Here is a 17,691-nt window from a genome sequence, read left to right as displayed (position 1 = left end):
CGCCCGAGCGCTCGCCGTTCGTCCTCCGAAATTCTCGTTCGCTGACGCTCACTCCGAATCCCGCAGCTCGAACTTCTGGACCTTCCCCGTCGTCGTCCGCGGGAGTTCCTCGACGAACGCCACCTCGCGGGGGTGTTTGTACTCCGCGAGGTTCGTCAGGCAGTACTCCCGAATCTCCTCGGGGGTCACGTCGGCGTCGGGCGTCGGCACCACGAACGCCTTGACCGTCTCGCCGCGTCGGTCGTCGGGAATGCCGACGACGGCGGCGTCCGCGATGGCCTCGTGTTCGAACAGCAACTCCTCGACCTCGCGGGGGTAGACGTTGTACCCCCCGGTGACGATCATGTGTTTCTCGCGGTCGACGACGTAGTAGAAGTCGTCCTCGTCGCGGTAGGCGACGTCGCCGGTGTGGAACCAGCGCGTGCCCTCGTGGTCGGTGAACGCTCCCTCGTTGGCCTCGGGGAGGCCGTAGTAGCCCGTCATCACGTTCGGCCCGCTGACGACGAGTTCGCCCGTCACGTCGTCGAGATCGGTGCCCTCCTCGACGGGGCCGCGTTCGACCGGCGGCACTTCCTCGAAGTTGCCGTCGACGACCATCGACTGCACCCCCGGAATCGGCTTGCCGATGGAGCCGGGTCGGCGCTCGCCGGGGCGGTTGGCGTGGGTGACGGGACTCGTCTCGGTCAGCCCGTAGCCCTCGAACAGGTCCACGTCGTAGAGGTCCTCGAACCGGCGCATCACCTCGATGGGGAGGCTGGAGCCACCGGAGTTGGCGAATCGCACGGAAGAGAGGTCGAACTCGTCGGCGTTCGGCTGGTTGACGAGGTCGTTGTACATCGCGGGGACGCCGTGGACGATGGTCAGCGACTCGTGCTCGATGAGGTCCGCGGCGGCCTGGGCGTCCCACTCGGCCATCGGGTAGTACGCCGCGCCTGCGAACAGCGTCCCGAGCATCGTCACGGTCATGCCGTAGATGTGGAACAGCGGGAGGACGCCGAGCATCCTGTCGTCGGCCGCGAACCCACCGGGCATCAGGTCGCCGGTCGCTCGGGCGTTCCACGCGAGGTTGTGGTGGGTCAGCAACACCCCCTTCGGCGTCCCGGTCGTTCCGGAGGTGTAGGGCTGACACGCCACGTCGTCGTCCTCGCGGGCGACCGTGTCGAGTTCTCCGTCCGCACTGCCGAGGAACTCGCGGTAGGTGACGGCGACGTCGGGCAGTTCCTCGGGGTCGTCGGCTCCGACCGCGACGACGTGCTCGACGTCCGTCTCCTCTCGCACCTCTGCGACCATCGGCGCGAGGGCGGCCAGCGTGACGACGACCGTTGCCCCGCTGTCGTCCAGCAGGTGGCCGATTTCGCGGGCCTTGTACTGTGGGTTCATCGGGACGACGACGCCGCCCGCCCGGAGCGTCGCGTGGAACCCGGTCACGTACTGCGGCAGGTTCGGGAGGTAGAGCGCGACCCGACCCCCGGCCTCGACGCCGTGGTCGGCGAGCGCCTGCGCGAACTGCCCGGTCTCGCTCCAGAACTCCTCGTAGCTCCACGTCCGTCCCCGGAACCCGACGGCGGTGCTGTCGGGGGACTCGGTGACGGTCGCGGCGACGTCGTCGACGAGATTTGCCATGTGTGTCTCCTCCACCCACGGACCGATGTTAACGGTTCCCCATTTCGACCCGCCGCTCGACCGACAGGTACGCCGTGAACACCGCCGGAACGACTGTCTCCCCGCTCCACGGGAGACACGCACGTGACGGACGACGTGTCCGAGGGTCCCTTCGTCGTCACCGGACGGGCAGTCGAGAACGCGGGACGCCGCCGCTGGTCGGTCGATACCGAAATCGGCCCCGAGCGGGCGGACGGAAGGGTGAGACCCGGTCAGCCGCCGAGGTACGACTCGCGGATGTAGTCGTCCTCGCGGAGTTCCTCGGGCGAGCCACGGCGGACGACTTCACCGTTCTCCAGCAACACGATACGGTCGGCGTGCCGGAGCGCGAACGTCACGTTCTGCTCGGCGAGCAGGATGGTGACGCCCTCCTCTCGAATCTGCTCGATGCCCTCGCTGATGTCGTCTAAGATGACCGGCGCGAGGCCGAGCGTCGGTTCGTCGAGCACGAGCAGGTCGGGGTCACCCATCAGCGCCCGCCCGATGGCGAGCATCTGCTGTTCGCCGCCGCTCATCGTCCGGGCGAGTTGGCTCGTCCGGTCTTCGAGCGCCGGGAACAGGTCGTAGACGAACCGGAGGCGCTCTTTGGTGTTCGTGTTCGCCCGGTACGCGCCGAGCGTCAGGTTGTCCTCGACGGACATGTAGCCGAACAGGTCGCGGGACTCGGTACAGTGGACGAGTCCCCGCTGGACGAGGTCACGCGGCGACTGGCCGCCGACCTCCGTGCCGTGGTACTGCACACTGCCGGTGTAGTCCCGGAACCCCGAGACGGTGTTACAGAGCGTCGACTTGCCGGCTCCGTTCGGGCCGATGACGGCGACGAACTCCCCCTCGCCGACGGTCAGGTCGATACCGCGGAGCGCGGTCACCTTCCCGTAGGAGACCGCACAGTCCTCGACGGTGAGGATGCCGTCGCCGGTCGTCGTCGTCGCGTCCGCGCTCGACGCCTCGGTCTCGTCGGCGGCAGCCTCGTCGGCCGTACCGGCCATGGCGATCATGCCGGGAATCGACCAGTCCATCAGAGGTCACCTCCGAGGTACGCCCGCTGGACCTCCTCGTCGTTCCGTATCTCCTCGGGCGTCCCCTCGGCGAGTTTCGAGCCGAAGTTGATGACCACCGCCCGGTCGATGAGCGAGAGCAGGCCGCGCATGTTGTGGTCGACGACCACGAGCGTCAGGCCCTCCTCGCGGAGTTCGCGGAGCAGGTTCGAGATGGACTCCACCTCGCTGCCGGCCAGCCCCGCGAACGGTTCGTCGACGAGCAACAGCGTCGGGTCCGTCGCCAGCGCCCGCGCCAGTTCGAGGCGCAACAGCCCCGCGTGGGGCAGTTCGTCGGGCGTTCGGTGCAGGTCGTCGCCGAGGCCGACGCGCTCACAGAGTCGCGCCGCCCGGTCTCTCGTCCCGCCGCGCAGGCCGCCGAACGAGAACAGTTTGTCCGGCACGAGCGCCAGCGCGACGTTGTCGACGACGCTCCGGTCGTGGAGCGGTCGGAAGTGCTGGAACGTCCGCGCGAGACCGGCGTTGACCATCTCGTGGGACGGCCGGCCGGTGACGTCCTCGCCCTGATACCAGACCGTCCCCGCGGTGGGTTCGTAGAAGCCGGTGACGCAGTTGAACGTCGTCGACTTCCCGGCCCCGTTCGGGCCGATGAACCCGAGTATCTCCTGTTCTTCGACCGCGAACGAGAAGTCCTCGACGGCGACGAGGCCGCCGAACTCCTTCCTGAGGTCGTCGACGACGAGGATGCCGTCGTCGGGACCGTACGACTCGCGCTGTGGGGTCGCACCCGTGTCGGCCGACCCCTGCCTCTCGCTACTCATCGTCGTCACCTCGTCGCTTCTCGCGCCAGCCACGGAGCACGCGAGTGAACACCCGCTCTGACTGGCCACCGTCGGTCGCGACTCCGTCGTCGCCGCGGCGACTGTTCCGCACACGCCGCCCGTTGCGGATGACCGCCCGGAGGATACCGCCGGGCAGGACGTAGAGCAGGAACAGCGTGATGACCGCGAAGATGAGGAAGTCGATGTCGGCGACGGGCGTCCCGCCGACGACCGGCAGGAATCCGGGGATGATCCACCCGGAGCTGTCGAGCAACTGGGGCACGATGCCGACGAAGATGCCACCGATGGCGGCTCCGACGATGGTGCCCATGCCGCCGAGGACGGCGGCGATGATGACCTCGACGTTGACCGTCGTCGACATCAGCTCCGTCGGCGTCGGACCGCCGACGGGCGTGTGGACGTACATCGCCCCCGCGAGGCCGCCGATGGCCGCGCTGAGGACGAACGCGAATATCTTGAACTTCGCCGGGTTGATGCCGACGCTCGACACGGCGTCCTCGTCCTCGCGGATGGCGGTGAACACCCGGCCCGCGTCAGAGCGCGTCACGACCAGCAACAGCGCCATGATGGCGACGAACAGTCCGAGCGCGATGTAGTAGACGATGGCCGCGTCGTTGACACCGAACCCGAGGAAGTTCTCGGGGTTCCGAAGCCCCAGCTCTCCGCCGAAGACGTCGCTCCGGAAGATGAACAGCTGGAGCAGGATGAGCGGCGCGACGAGCGTCACCAGCGAGAGGTACGGCCCACGCAGGCGCAGAGCCGGCACGCCGATGACGATGCCCGCGACGGCCGCGAGGACGATACCGGCTGGAATCGACAGTATCGGGTCGATGCCGTAGCCGAGGTTCAACAGCGCCGAGGTGTAGGCCCCGACGGCGAAGAACAGCCCGTGTCCGAACGATATCTGTCCGGTGTACCCCGAGACGGTGTCCCAGCTCATGGCGAACATCCCGAAGTACAGCGCGGTGGTCAGGTGGAGCAAGAACAGGTCGTCGACGACGAACACGAAGACACCCGGGACGCCCAGTCCGAGTTCCATGTTCGCCAGTAGCGGCAACAGCGCGAGCAACAGGAGCCCGACGATGCCGACGACGTACCGGCCAGGTACCGAAGGGAGCGACCGTCCACCCTCCTCGGTGATGCGTCCGGACGCGGTGTCCTCGCTCATGTGCCGGTGCCTCCTGCCGAGTCGACGTTTCGGATCATGCTTCCACCAGTTCCCGACCGAACAGTCCCTCCGGTCTGAGCAACAGCACGGCGACCAGCACCAGCAGCGGCGTCAGCCCCGTGAGGCTCGAGTCGACGTACTGGACGGTCAGGATCTCCAGCGTGCCGACGACGAACGCCCCGAGGACGCTGCCGCGAATCGAGCCGATGCCGCCGAGGACGACGATGCTGAACGAGAGGACGAGCGGTGCCCGACCCATCGCCCACGACGCCCCCTGAATCGACCCGAGGAACACGCCGGCCGCGCCCGCCAGCGCGCCCGCACCGACCCAGACGAGGAGGTTGATGCGGTTGGCCTCGATGCCGACCAGCGCCGCGCCCTTGTGGCTCATACTCGTCGCGAGCAGCGCCTTGCCCTGTCGCGTGTAGTTGACGAACGCGAACATCCCGACGATGAGCAGTGCCGACAGCGCGAACGCGACCAGCTGTGTGAACGTGACCGTCGAGCCACCGATGTTCACCCGACCACTGAGCAGGGTCAACACCTTGGGCTGTGAGCCGTAGACGAACCGTATCACCTCCTCGACGGCGACGGCGGTGACGAGCGTGATGATCATCACCATGATGGGTTCGTCCTGGATACGCTTGATGAGCCCCAGATAGTACGCACCGCTCAGGAGACCCGTGAGGACGAACGCCGCGGCTAACCCGACGAACCCGCCGTACCCCATCTGCGAGGAGACGACGAACGCGACGAACGCGCCGATGGTGATGTTCGCCCCGTGTGCGAGGTTCAACACGCCGCCGACGCCGAAGATGAGCGTGAACCCCAGTGCGACCAGCGCGTAGAGCGAGCTGAGGATGACGATCTGGACGAGGACCGTCGACAGGTTGGCCTGGAGCGGGGCGACCGTCCCCAGCATCTACAGCCACGACGGCTTCTGGTAGTCGGCCGTCGTGAGGTCGTCGGGGTAGATGACTTCCTGGTTCCCGTCTTGCCACTGCTGGAACACCGGGTCGACCTTCCCCTCCTCGTAGACCACGTCGTGAGCGAACTCGTTGTCCGGCGGGTAGTACTCGATGGTGCCGGCGGTCCCGAGGAACGACGACTCCTCCAGCCCCGAGACGACGGCGTCGGCCTCGACGCTGCCGGCCTGCTGGACGACGTCGGCGTACTGCTTGACCGCGTCGAACGTGATGTAGCCCGTGTAGACCGGGTAGCTGTCGTACTGTTCGTTGTACGCCTCCGAGAACGGCACGGTCTTCTCGGTCACCTCGCTCTGTGGCGTCGCGGAGTTCTGTGTCACACCGAAGTTACACGCGCCGCTCGTCGCCTCGTAGTACGACGGCAGTTGCATCGGGACGTGGATGCCGCCGAACTCGAAGGGCCGTTGCTGTTTGGCCCACTGGACCACCGCCGGCGTCCCGGTGTGGGCCATGGCGATGAGCGCGGCGTCCGCATCCGACGACTCGACCTGGTCGTAGATCGGCGTGAAGTTCTCGGTGCCCGACGCGTAGCGCTCCTGCATGGCCACCTCGACGCCCGCCCGGTCGATTTCGTCGTCCAGCGCTTGCGAGACCGGCTTCGTCCACTCGTAGTCCTCGACGAGGACCGCGACCGACTCCCAGCCGAGGTCGGACTGCTTGGCTTCGAGGAAGTCGATCATGTTGACCCCGAGCTGGTAGGCGTTGAGCGGGCCGGTACGGAAGTGGTACTTGTAGCTCTCGTAGTCGTCTCTGACACGGGCGCTGGCCTCCGGCGTCGCCGCCCCCGTCGTCATGTGGACGGTCTGCTGGTTGGCGATGTCGTCGAGGACGGCGAGCAGCACCTCGCTGGTGAAGATACCCGTCGTCATGTCCACCTCCTCGCCGATCGTGAGTTCGCGGTACTTCGAGCGCCCCTCGTCGGGCTGTTCGCGGGTGTCCTTGACGCTCACCTCGAACTCCGGCCCCGACCCCTCCTCGTTGAGCTGTGTCACCGCCAACTCGGCGGCGTTGGCGATGCTGGCTCCGATGGGGTTGCTCGACGGTTCGGGCGCGAGCACGCCGATGCTCACCGTGTCGGGGAGACTGCCGCCGCTCGCCGTCCCCGTCGTCGTCCCTCCGCCGCTGTCGGTGTCGCCCGTACTCCCGCCATCGCCGCCTCCGCCGTCGTCCCCGCCGGTGCTGACACACCCCGCGAGCGTGACGCCCGCGACTCCCGCCCCCGTCGCCTCCAGGAACCGCCGCCGTTTGACCTGCCGTCCCCGCGTCGTTCCCTCGTCTGAATCCATTTCGAGTCGATGTTCCGCTACACTAAGATAAGTGTTAACAATGTCCATTATCGAGCAGTGATCCGTCCCCGTCGTTCGCCTGGCCGCCACCCCGAGGGTTAGGTTCGTACCGCTCGTTCGTGACCTATGCTCGTTCACTGGCACCGCGCTGACCTGCGGGCCACCGACAACCTCGGCCTCTCGAAAGCGACCGGCGAGGACGACGTCCTCCCGGTGTTCGTCTTCGACGACGAAGTGCTCGCCCACGCCTCGCCGAACCGGGTCGCGTACATGCTCGACGCGCTCTCCTCGCTCCGGGAGTGGTATCGTGAGCGCGACGCCGACCTCTGTCTCCTGCGAGGGGACCCGAGCGCCGTGCTCCCGGACTGCTGTGCGGAACACGACGCGAACGGCGTGTTCTGGAACCGGGGTTACTCCGGTCTCGCCAGCGAACGCGACGAGGCCGTCAAGGCCGCCCTCTCCGACGAAGGGGTGGGCTACGCCGACTTCCACGACGCGCTCCATCACGAACCCGGCTCCATCACCACCAACGACGGCGACCCGTACTCGGTCTACACCTACTTCTGGAAGAAGTGGCGCGACAGGGAGAAAGAACCCGCCTACGACGCCCCCGACGCCGACTCGCTGGTCGGTGCCCCCGGCGAGTTCGACGACCTGCCGACGCCCGACGACCTGGGGTTCGAGGAGACCGACGCGAACGTCGAACCGGCGGGCCACGACGCCGCCCGCGACCGACTCGACAGGTTCTGCGAGTCGGCCATCTACGAGTACGACGAGCGTCGTGACTACCCGTGGGAGGCCAAGACCTCGAAGCTCTCGGCACACCTCAAGTGGGGCACCGTCGGCGTCCGCGAGGTGTACGAGGCCACCGAGGACGCGATGGCCGACGCGCCGGACGAGGACGCCCGCGAGTCCGTCGAGGAGTTCCAGGCACAGTTGGCGTGGCGGGAGTTCTACACCCACGTCCTCGAGTTCAACCCCGAGGTGGTCACGCAGAACTACAAGGAGTACCAGGAGGGCATCGACTGGCGCGAGGACGACGACGAGTTACAGGCCTGGAAGGACGGCGAGACGGGCTTCCCCATCGTCGACGCCGGGATGCGCCAACTGCGCGAGGAGGCGTGGATGCACAACCGCGTTCGGATGGTCGTCGCCTCCTTCCTCACGAAGGACCTGATGCTCGACTGGCGACACGGCTACGACCACTTCCGGGAGCACCTCGCCGACCACGACACCGCCAACGACAACGGCGGCTGGCAGTGGGCCGCGTCGACTGGAACGGACGCCCAGCCGTACTTCCGCATCTTCAACCCGTGGAGCCAGCAGGAGCGCTACGACGAGAACGCCGAGTACATCACGGAGTACGTCCCCGAGTTGGCGGGCGTCGACGCCGAGACCATCCACGAGTGGCACGAACTGGGCGTCGACGAACGCGGCCGACTCGCGCCGGACTACCCCGCGCCCATCTGCGACCACGGCGAGCGCCGCGAGGCGGCGCTGGCGATGTTCAAGCGTGCCCGTGGCGAGGAGTAGGGTGGTTCGGAACGAACGAAGCGAGTGAGAACCACCGAGTACGAGCGGGGAGTACGAACGACCCGCGAGGACCCCGAGGCGGAAGACTGAGCGAGGGAGCCAGAACGCCCCGTGACCGGCCGAATTCCTGTCGCTTCGCCAACTTAAATCGAGTAGCGGCGATAGGGTGGCCGTTCTCAATCTTTAACATCGTACCTGCCCATCTCCCACGCGAGGTGTCAAGACATGTCTGAACATTCCAATCCCGAACTGCCGTCTCTGCCGTACGACTACGACGCGCTCGAACCGTCCCTGTCCGAGCAGGTGCTGACGTGGCATCACGACACGCACCACCAGGGCTACGTCAACGGCCTCGAGAGCGCCGAGGAGACGCTCGCGGACAACCGCGAGTCCGGCGACTTCGGCTCCTCGGGTGGAGCCATCCGCAACGTGACCCACAACGGCAGTGGGCACTATCTCCACACGATGTTCTGGGAGAACATGTCTCCCAACGGCGGTGGCGAACCGGAGGGTGACCTCCTGGACGCCATCGAGGAGGACTTCGGCTCCTACGAGGGCTGGAAGGGCGAGTTCGAGGCCGCAGCGTCGGCCGCCGGTGGCTGGGCGCTCCTCGTCTACGACCCGGTGGCGGACCAGCTCCGCAACCTCGTCGTCGACAAGCACGACCAGGGCGCGCTCTGGGGCAGTCACCCCATCCTCGCGCTGGACGTCTGGGAGCACTCGTACTACTACGACTACGGCCCGGCCCGTGGCGACTTCATCAGCGCGTTCTTCGACGTCGTCGACTGGGACGACGTCGCCGAGAACTACGAGAAGACCACGTCGAACCACGCCTGAGTCGTACGAATCTCCACCGTTTTTTCGACGCACGACCGACGCGAGCGACGGCCACTGCGCTGCGGTCCAGTTCGACGCCGACAGCACCGCGACCGTTCCGCGGGACTTACGACCGGAGCGACGAACCACGAGACATGCCCCGACCGAAATCTGACTTCGAGACGCTGCGCGCACTGGACTTCCGCGACCCCGACGAAGTGCTGGACGACGACACGATGTACACCATCTACGAGGTCGCCCGCATGCTCCAGGGTCTCGACCCCGACCGCGAACTCGACGCCGAGACCGAGACCGTCCTGCTCGACTGGGCCATCCCGTGGATGATGGTCAACGCCGACGCGTTCGTCTTCGCAGAACCCGACGCGGACGACGAACCGGGCCACTACGGCCTCGCGTAGATGCACCTGCTCGTCGCCGGCGGGTCGCAGGTCGACGCCGGGAAGACCACCTTCGCGGCCGGCCTCGCCGTCCACGCCGCCACCCCCGCCTACAAGCCGCGAGCGGGCAACGACTACTGGTTCGACCACGACGACGTTCGCCACAGCGTCGCCGACGGCCGACTCTACGGCAAGGACGTCCGAACGCTCGCCACGCTGGACGACGCACCCCCAGAACTGCGCAACCCGGTCCACCGTCTGTGGACCCCCGCACCGGGAACCGGGACGGGGGTGCTCGGCCGGACCGACCGGGCGTTCCTCTGTGACCGCGTCACCGTCGACGGGGAGAGCGAGTTCGTCGTCAACGGGACCGTCGACCTGCCACCGATGCTCCGAGAGTTCCTCCCGCTCGAGGACGCGACACGGGTCTCGTCGCTCGACGAGTTCAACGACGTGATGGCCGACCGTCACCGGGCCGCGTTCGACGGCGTCGCCGAACGCGTCGCCGCCGAGGGCGACGTCGTGGTCGAATCCTACGCCGACATCGCCCGGCCGCTCGACGGGTTCGCTCCCGACGCCGTCGCCGTCGTCGAACCCGCCCGACTGCGGGTGTTCGACGGGGCGCGGTACGCGAAAGCCTGCGAGGTCGCCTCCGGAAGCGCCCACGAGGGCCGCCTCGAAGAGCGCGTGGAGAACGTGCTGGAGTATCTCGACCCTCTCGAACGCCGGGCGCTCGAACCGCTGGCCGACGAGGTCCGGAGCGACCCGGCGGCCGTCGCTACCGCCTACGCGGACCACTACGACGCCCTGCTCGCGGTCACCGACGCCTGACGTCGGGGCAACAGCCTTGTACGGCGGCCCGTAGCCCCATGCATGGAACCCCTACCGACCGAGGTCTACTACGACCAGCGGCGGGTCGGGTCGCCGACGCTCTCCCCGGACGGCGAACGGGTCGCGTTCGTCCTCGACGAGTTCGACCAGGCCGAGGACGAACGCCGCTCGTCGGTGTTCGTCGTCCCGGTCGACGGCGCTCGCCCGCCCCACCGGCTCACCCGGGTCTCGGACGCGTCCTCCCCGCAGTTCTCCCCGGACGGCTCGACGCTGGGCGTCCTGATGACGCGAGAACGCGACGTGACGCTCAGAGTCGGTCGTGACGACGAGGACGAAGCGGACGAGACGGACGCCACCGACGGCGACGAGGGCAGTGAGGACGACGAGCAGTCGTCCGGGCACGGTGACGGCGAGACGCAGGTCTGGACGTTCGACCTGGAGTGGGGCGGCGACGCTCGGCAGGTGACCGACCGCGAACACGGCGTGAGCGCGTTCGACTGGTCACCCGACGGCGAGCGCATCGTCGTCGCGGGCCGCGACCCGACCGACGACCAGCGGGAGTCCCTCGACGACCGGCGGGACGGTGGCCCCATCGAGACCGAACGGCTCCAGCACAAGTACGACGGGACGGGATGGCTCGACACGGTCCGGACGTACCTGTTCGTCGTCAACGTGGCGAGTCGGGACGTCGAGCGTCTCGACGGGACCGGCCTCTCACCGAGCGTCGCCGACACCGCCGGTCGACAGCCCTCGTGGGGTGACCGGGGCGTCGCCTTCGTCGGCTACGACGGTGCCGACCCCGACGACACCGCCGTCCGTGATCTGTTCCTCGTCGACCCCGACGACGGTGCGGTCGAGCGACTCACCGACGGGACGACGACGTGCGAACGGCCGACGTGGAGTCCGGACGGTCGCCGCCTCGCGTACCGCGCTCGGGACCCCGAGAACTGGTACCGGCCGACCGAACTCGCGGTCCTCGACCTCGAAACTGGGGAGTCGACGACCCTCTCGGCGAACCTCGACCGGACCCTCGGTACCGGCAGTCCCCGCTGGTCGGACGACGAGCGACTGGTCTGTACGCTGGCGGACGAGGGGTGGACGCGGTTCGCCCGGTTCCACCTCGACGGCCCACCCGAGCGTGTCTACGCCGCGCAGTCGCGCGACGAGACGGTGAAGGGGTTCGACCTCGCCGGTGGGACCGTCGCGTTCACCTGCTCCGCGCCCGACGCCGGGACGGAGCTGTACGCGATGGCCGAGTCGGCACTCGACGGCGACGGCGAGCGGGGACGACTCACCGAGAGCTGTGACGAGTTCCTCGCCGAACACGGGGCACTCGCCGTCCGGCGAGTCACGTTCGACTCCGAGGAGCAGACCGTCGAAGGCATCGCGTACTACCCGAGCGACTTCGACCCCACTGGACCCGACCCGCGACCGTTCCTGCTCGACGTCCACGGCGGACCGATGAGCTACGACGCGCCGGGGTGGGACTTCGACGCCGCCTTCTGGACGAGTCGAGGCTACGTCGTCTTCCGGGTCAACTACCGCGGGTCGACCTCCTACGGTCGGTCGTTCTCCGAACAGTTGAAGGGTCGCTGGAACTCCCTGGAGGTCCAGGACCTCCAGGCCGGCGTCGACTGGATGGTCGAGCGGGGGTGGGCGGACCCCGAGCGACTGTTCTGTACGGGGTTCTCACAGGGCGGAGTCAACACCGCCTACCTCGTGACCCGCACCGACCGCTTCGCCGCGGCCGCCACAGAGCACGGTGTCTACGACCTCTCCTCCTCGTTCGGGACCGACGATAGCCAGAACTGGCTGGAGGCGGATTTCGGCCTCCCGTGGGAGAACCCGGAGGCCTACCGCGCCGCCTCGTCCATCGACGACGTGGGGAACGTCGAGACGCCGCTGCTGGTCACCGCCGGCGAGAACGACTGGCGCTGCCCGCCGACACAGGCCGAGCAACTGTACGTCAGCGTCCGCAAGCGGGGCGTCGACGCGAAACTCGTCGTCTACCAGAACGAGCACCACGCCATCTCCAGGCCCGAGCGAGCCATCCACCGGCTGGAGACCTTAGAGGAGTGGTTCGGTCGCTACGGTGGGCCGACGGCCGACGACGGTGAGGAGGACGACGACGGGAACGGCGACGTCGAGGAGTGACGGCGGCAGCGCTCACCGGAGCCTCGGTGGCGTTCGACTCCGACCCACGAGCAGGCGACACGGGACGTGCACGCGGTGTCGTGTCGCGCGCCGTGGGGTCGGACCACGGTCGGGAGTCACCCTCGGCACACCGCGTGGTCGAACTCAGACCACGTCGGTGCTGGCCACCTCATCCGGCTTGAACCCTCGGACGCGAGTCAGCCCATCCGGGCGGCCTGTGCCGCGAGTTCGACGTGGGCGCGGGCCTCGCCGTCGACGCTCGGGCCGTGGCCGACGTGGAGGTCGTCGCCCTCCTGCACGTGGTCGAGGACGTAGTCGATGCTCTCGACGAGTCGTCGCCGGTCGCCTTCGGCGAGGTCGGTCCGGCCGAACCCGCCGCCGGCGAACACGAGGTCACCACCGACGAGGACGCCCGCTTCGGGGGAGTGAAGGCAGAGGTGGTCGTTCTTGTGCCCCGGCGTGTGCAGTGCGACGTACTCGTGGTCGCCCAGCCGGACGGACTCCCCGTCGGCGATGGCGTGGTCCACGCCCGGTTGGTCGGGGTCGAACCCCCACGCCTCGACACCGAACGCCTCCTTCACCGCGTCGAGGTTCCCCACGTGGTCCGGGTGGGTGTGTGTCAGGACGACGGCGTCGAGACCGTCGGTCCGGTCTCGGACCCGCGCGACGACGTCGAACTCGTTACCGGGGTCAACGAGGACGGTCCGCTCGCCGGTGACGAGAAACGCGTTGCTGGTGAAACCCGGCACGCCTTGCGCGAGGTTGGAGATCATGCCCACCCGTTCGTTCGGGGACGGGTAGTGCGTGTCGCTCGACGGTGGCCGTCACCGCCGAGACGCTCTCGACCCTCGCCCGACCGGACCGTCGACGAGTCGTCGTCAGCCGTCGTACGTGTCGAGTTCGTCGGTGAGGAGCGCTCTCTCGACGAGGTTCCCGTGGCCTCGCCGGAGTCGGTCGGCGGCCGCCTGTGCCGAGATGTCGAACTCGTCGCCCAACTCCGCCGTCGTCACCGCGTGCGGGAACTCGTAGTAGCCCCGTTCGTGAGCGACGACGAGCGTCTCGTGTTGCCGGTCCGTCAACCCGTAGCGGTCGAAACTCGGGTCGCTCGTCTCGTAGACGCTGTCGACGGTCAGCGACCACCCCTCCCGTTCGGCGTACTCGTTCGTCCGGCGGAGCGCGTCCCGTGCGGGGAAGAACAGTCGAAGTCGCCACTCGTCGCCCGACCCTCTCGCCGAGAGAACCGTCCCGTCCTGTTCGACCAGCGCGTGAGCGACGAGTTCGACGTCCGAGACCCACGACATCCGGTAGAGTCGCTCGCCGTCGACCGTCGAGAGTGTCGAGAGGTCGTCGACGGAGCGGTCACGTTCGAACGAGCGGTGAACCGTCTCGAAGTCGTCGGTGGTCACCCAGAGGTGTGGCACGAGTCGACGCGATTCGTCAGCGACGACACGCTGAACCTCGATACCCGTCGAGGGAACCGACCGAAGCGTCTCGTGGAGGGCGAACTCGGGCGCTGGAATCCTGACCTCGGTCATCGTGCCCATAGAACTCTGAGTGACACTGCTCGTCCACGACGGTTATCCGTTCGGCTTGAAACGACCAGCGCCGCACTCGGTGGCTTCGAGACCGAAGGAGTACGGGCCTCCCGACTGGACTGCTCGTCTCAGACGTGGTCGGGCGGGAGGACGACGTCCGAATCGCGGGCCGCGAGCCACTCACAGAGCTCGACGAGCTGGTCGGTCGCCGCCTCGAACAGCCGTTCGCCCTTCTCGGCGGTGGCGTCGGTCTGGTCGCCGAACACGCCGTTCGGGGAGTTCTCGACACAGTCGTAGAACGTCCGCGCGCCGTTCTGGGAGACCTGCTCCATCTCGTCGTGGAAGCGCGTCCAGCCGCCGTCACGCGCCTCGGCGAGTTTCTCCTCGCGGACCAACTCGGGGTGGAGGTGCTGGATCATCGCCGTCTCCTTCGGGCCGCCGTGGGGGCCGTTGTGCTCGAACGCCTCGTCGACGAGGTCCGGGATGGACTCGTTCCACATCCACTCGATAGCGTAGGCGTCGCCCGCGTCGCGCAGACGGCGGCCCACTTCGCGCAGGTGCTGGACGTTGCCGCCGTGGGCGTTGACGAAGACGACGCGGTCGATGCCGTGGTAGGTGAGGTTGCGGACCATCGACGTGACGTAGTCCCGGAAGACGGGCGCGTCGACCCACATCGTCCCGTGGAACTGCCGGTGGTGGGGGCTGACGGCGACCTTGACGGTGGGCGTACAGAGATAGCCGGTCCGTTCTGCGGCCGCGCGGGCGTACCCTTCGGCGATGAGGTGGTCGGTGCCCTCCGGGAGGTGGGGGCCGTGCTGTTCGGTGCTGCCGACGGGGACGAGCGCCAGCGACTCGCGCTCGAAGTAGTCGCCCAACTCCTCCCACGTGTGGTCCGCGAGGTACATACCGAGCGTTCCGAGGCCTGCGGCAAGAAGCTACGCGAGGCGGCTATCGGTTCTGGCGCTCGCGTTCGAGGACGGTCCCGTCGGTACCGACGGCGACCGCTCCCTCCGGGCCGATGGCGACGGCCGTCAGGTCGGCGTCGGCCGCGACGAGTCGGCGCTCCCACCTCCCGTCGACACGGTCGGCGAGCGTCCCAGCGGGGCCACAGGCGGCCCCCGACTCGCCGTCGACGGTCAGCGCGACGTCGGCGAGCGACCCGTCGACGACCCGCCGGGGTGTCCAGACGGAGCCGTCGTACTCGAAGAGACGGCCGTCGCTCGCCACGACCACGAGGCGGTCACCGTCCAGCGGGGCGAGCGCCGTGAACGTGCCGGCGTCGTCGACGCCGAGTCGTGACCACGTCGCGCCGCCGTCCCGAGTGGCGAACACCGAACCGCTTGAATCACAGCAGTAGCCGGACTCCGCGCCGACGGCGAGCGCCGTGATGCTCGACCCGCTACCGGGTTTCTGCGGGTCGGCCCACCCGAGGCGTCGACCGTCGTAGCGGCCTCGCAGGACCTCCCCCGAACCGTTGGCGACGAGTACCGTCTCGGCTCCAGCCTCCCCTGTGACCGCGACAGCCGAGAGGTTGTCCGTCCGGTCTGCCGGCGCGGAGTGGTCGGTGAACCGGCCCCTCTCGGCGTCGTACCGGCCGAGCGCACCGCCATCGCCGGCGACCCAGAACGCGCGGCCGTCGTCGGTGGCGGCGACTCCGGTCAGCGACGCGCCGCTGGCGGCCGGACCGTCGTCGAGCAGTCGCGTCCACTCCCCCTCCCGCCGGGCGACGACGACGCCACCGTCACCGACCGCGTAGGTCGCGCTCGGCGTCGTCGTCACGTCCCGCAACGCCGCGTCGGTGGGAACGACCACGGTCTGCCAGTGGTGCCCCGCGTCGTCGTCCGTGTCGCCGTCGTCCGTGTCGCCGTCGTCCGAATCCGAGTCGGTGTCCGTATCACCGTCGTCCGAGTCGCTATCGGAGCCGTCGCCGTCAGAGTCGGTGTCCGTGTCGTCGTCTCCCGACTCGTCGTCCGGAGCGGGATTCTCGCTCGGTGTGCCGACCGCCCCACGGTCCGACTGCCGTTCGGAGTCCTCGCGCTCGTGGGACGTCGGTGGCGTAGGGGCCGCAGACGAGGACGGCCCGGTGCCCGAGAAGTAGAGGTAGAGCGGTGGGAGGACGTACACCGTGATCGCGGCGATAGCGAACCCCCAGTGGACGAACGTGAGCAGGCCGAGTGCGGTGAGTCCGACCGTCGTCGCGGTGTGGAGCGCGGTGCGCACGTAGTCGCGGTAGAAGGAGACGAAGCCACGGTCGCTAGTGGGAGCCATCTGGTTCTCTCTCACGACGCGGGCGACCGAGAAGAGCGTTCGGCCCGCGAACCGGTCAGACCGTGCTCGCCACGACGACCCGGACGTGCTCGTCGCTCCGGTTGACGAGTTGGCGGGACTGTTCGGGCGGCAACGACACCGCCTCGAACTCGTCGAGCGTGACCGTCTCGACCGTCCCCGACGCCTGGAGACAGTCGATGTCGACGGACCCCTGTACCGCGAGGAACACCTCCTCGCAGTCACAGCCCGTGTGGTCGTGCTCGGTTCCCCTGCCGCCCGGCGCGAGGTCGACGACGCTGAGGCTCAACCGCTCGGTCCCGAGCAGTTCGTGGAGGGGCCACAGCTCCCCGTCGTCGTCCTCGATAACCGACCGCGTCTCCCCGATGCCTGCGGTCCTGTACGCCATGTGAGAGGATGCGCAGAGTTGAAGCATGAAGATGTCGCCGGCCGCTGCCACGTCCACGGGGCGACGCTCGACGGCCCTGTAAACCGTTATGTGAACCGCCTCCCGACCACCAACAACGACCGATGCACGCCTACCTCGACCTCGTCCGTCGCGTCCTCGCCACCGGCGGGTACAAGCCCAACCGGACGGGCGTGGACACCGTCTCCGCGTTCGGCCAGCACTACCGCGTCGACCTGCAGGAGGGGTTTCCGCTCCTGACGACGAAGGACCTCTCGGGCTTTCGCTGGGACTCGCTCGTCCACGAACTGCTGTGGTATCTCTCGGGAGCAGAGCACATCCGGAGCCTGCGCGAGGAGACCGGTATCTGGGACGCCTGGGCCGACGACGACGGCCGACTCGACACCGCGTACGGTCGCTTCTGGCGGCGCTATCCGGTCCCGGACTCCGGGCTGGAGGGCGAGTCGTGGCCCGAGGACGCCCACCGCTGGACCCAGGCAGACGAGGGCGGCCGCAGCTTCGACCAGTTGCAGTACGTCCTCGACACGCTCCGAGAGCACCCCAACTCCCGACGTATCGTGGTCAACGCGTGGCACCCCGCCAACGCCGCCGTCTCGACCCTCCCACCGTGTCACTACACGTTCGTCTTCAACGTGCAGGGCGACCGGCTGAACCTGCCACCGTCACCCAGCGCTCGGCGACGTCGCGCTGGCGTCCGTTCAACGTCGCCTGCTACGCCATCCTCACTCACGCCGATCGCCTAGCGCACCGGGTTCGAGGTGGGCGAGTTCAGTCACAGCGTCGTCGACGC

The 17,691-nt window shown here is 68.2% G+C and carries 16 protein-coding genes and 1 pseudogene; 6 read left to right on the top strand and 11 right to left on the bottom strand.

The window, feature by feature from the left end:
• Positions 1-48 precede the first annotated feature (48 nt).
• The 6 genes from GQS65_RS16045 to GQS65_RS16020 all read right to left on the bottom strand — a co-directional run bounded on the left by GQS65_RS16045 (position 49) and on the right by GQS65_RS16020 (position 6,942).
• Positions 49-1,623 (bottom strand): long-chain-fatty-acid--CoA ligase, encoded by a 1,575-nt coding sequence (locus tag GQS65_RS16045; RefSeq protein ID WP_158205648.1) that lies wholly within the window; start codon positions 1,621-1,623, stop codon positions 49-51.
• A 251-nt stretch (positions 1,624-1,874) separates the two neighbouring features.
• Positions 1,875-2,681 carry an ABC transporter ATP-binding protein gene (locus tag GQS65_RS16040; RefSeq protein WP_233265162.1) on the bottom strand — a complete coding sequence of 269 codons (807 nt, stop codon included), beginning with the start codon at positions 2,679-2,681 and terminating at the stop codon, positions 1,875-1,877.
• The gene (locus GQS65_RS16035; protein WP_158205647.1) at positions 2,681-3,481 is read right to left on the bottom strand and encodes an ABC transporter ATP-binding protein; all 801 of its coding nucleotides are present in this window, start codon (positions 3,479-3,481) and stop codon (positions 2,681-2,683) included. Before GQS65_RS16035 ends, GQS65_RS16040 begins: the two co-directional genes overlap by 1 nt.
• The gene (locus GQS65_RS16030) at positions 3,474-4,670 is read right to left on the bottom strand and encodes a branched-chain amino acid ABC transporter permease (protein ID WP_158205646.1); all 1,197 of its coding nucleotides are present in this window, start codon (positions 4,668-4,670) and stop codon (positions 3,474-3,476) included. The genes GQS65_RS16035 and GQS65_RS16030 overlap by 8 nt, the downstream gene beginning before the upstream one ends.
• Positions 4,671-4,704: 34 nt before the next feature.
• Complete coding sequence (locus GQS65_RS16025) at positions 4,705-5,592, bottom strand: branched-chain amino acid ABC transporter permease (RefSeq protein WP_158205645.1); 888 nt, start codon at positions 5,590-5,592, stop codon at positions 4,705-4,707.
• Positions 5,593-6,942, bottom strand: a complete 1,350-nt coding sequence (locus tag GQS65_RS16020) for an ABC transporter substrate-binding protein (protein ID WP_158205644.1) — start codon at positions 6,940-6,942, stop codon at positions 5,593-5,595.
• A gap of 126 nt (positions 6,943-7,068) precedes the next feature.
• Between GQS65_RS16020 and GQS65_RS16015 the strand changes: the two genes are divergently transcribed.
• The 5 genes from GQS65_RS16015 to GQS65_RS15995 all read left to right on the top strand — a co-directional run bounded on the left by GQS65_RS16015 (position 7,069) and on the right by GQS65_RS15995 (position 12,674).
• A complete protein-coding gene (locus tag GQS65_RS16015; RefSeq protein ID WP_158205643.1) occupies positions 7,069-8,475 on the top strand; it encodes a cryptochrome/photolyase family protein in 1,407 nt (468 codons plus the stop codon).
• Positions 8,476-8,700: 225 nt separating this feature from the next.
• Positions 8,701-9,312, top strand: a complete 612-nt coding sequence (sod, locus tag GQS65_RS16010) for a superoxide dismutase (RefSeq protein ID WP_158205642.1) — start codon at positions 8,701-8,703, stop codon at positions 9,310-9,312.
• A gap of 134 nt (positions 9,313-9,446) precedes the next feature.
• Positions 9,447-9,710 (top strand): DUF5827 family protein, encoded by a 264-nt coding sequence (locus GQS65_RS16005; protein ID WP_158205641.1) that lies wholly within the window; start codon positions 9,447-9,449, stop codon positions 9,708-9,710.
• Complete coding sequence (locus tag GQS65_RS16000; RefSeq protein WP_158205640.1) at positions 9,711-10,520, top strand: ATPase; 810 nt, start codon at positions 9,711-9,713, stop codon at positions 10,518-10,520.
• Between the two features lie 42 nt (positions 10,521-10,562).
• The gene (locus tag GQS65_RS15995; RefSeq protein ID WP_158205639.1) at positions 10,563-12,674 is read left to right on the top strand and encodes a S9 family peptidase; all 2,112 of its coding nucleotides are present in this window, start codon (positions 10,563-10,565) and stop codon (positions 12,672-12,674) included.
• Positions 12,675-12,871: 197 nt separating this feature from the next.
• Here the strand turns inward: GQS65_RS15995 and GQS65_RS15990 are convergent, their stop codons facing one another.
• The 5 genes from GQS65_RS15990 to GQS65_RS15970 all read right to left on the bottom strand — a co-directional run bounded on the left by GQS65_RS15990 (position 12,872) and on the right by GQS65_RS15970 (position 16,883).
• Complete coding sequence (locus GQS65_RS15990) at positions 12,872-13,447, bottom strand: MBL fold metallo-hydrolase (protein WP_158205638.1); 576 nt, start codon at positions 13,445-13,447, stop codon at positions 12,872-12,874.
• Between the two features lie 105 nt (positions 13,448-13,552).
• Positions 13,553-14,218, bottom strand: coding sequence for a helix-turn-helix domain-containing protein (locus tag GQS65_RS15985; RefSeq protein WP_158205637.1), 666 nt, complete (start codon positions 14,216-14,218; stop codon positions 13,553-13,555).
• Between the two features lie 119 nt (positions 14,219-14,337).
• Positions 14,338-15,114, bottom strand: a complete 777-nt coding sequence (locus tag GQS65_RS15980) for a creatininase family protein (protein ID WP_158205636.1) — start codon at positions 15,112-15,114, stop codon at positions 14,338-14,340.
• A 43-nt stretch (positions 15,115-15,157) separates the two neighbouring features.
• The gene (locus GQS65_RS15975; RefSeq protein WP_158205635.1) at positions 15,158-16,477 is read right to left on the bottom strand and encodes a hypothetical protein; all 1,320 of its coding nucleotides are present in this window, start codon (positions 16,475-16,477) and stop codon (positions 15,158-15,160) included.
• A gap of 55 nt (positions 16,478-16,532) precedes the next feature.
• Positions 16,533-16,883, bottom strand: coding sequence for a cupin domain-containing protein (locus GQS65_RS15970; RefSeq protein ID WP_158205634.1), 351 nt, complete (start codon positions 16,881-16,883; stop codon positions 16,533-16,535).
• A gap of 122 nt (positions 16,884-17,005) precedes the next feature.
• Here GQS65_RS15970 and thyA point away from each other — a divergent pair.
• Positions 17,006-17,691 (top strand): annotated as a pseudogene (thyA, locus tag GQS65_RS15965) (thymidylate synthase); the annotation flags it as partial.

This window comes from Halomarina oriensis (genome assembly GCF_009791395.1).
GTDB lineage: Archaea > Halobacteriota > Halobacteria > Halobacteriales > Haloarculaceae > Halomarina > Halomarina oriensis.
The sequence above is the reverse complement of the archived record's forward strand: the minus strand, read 5'-3'. Positions and strand labels throughout refer to the sequence as shown.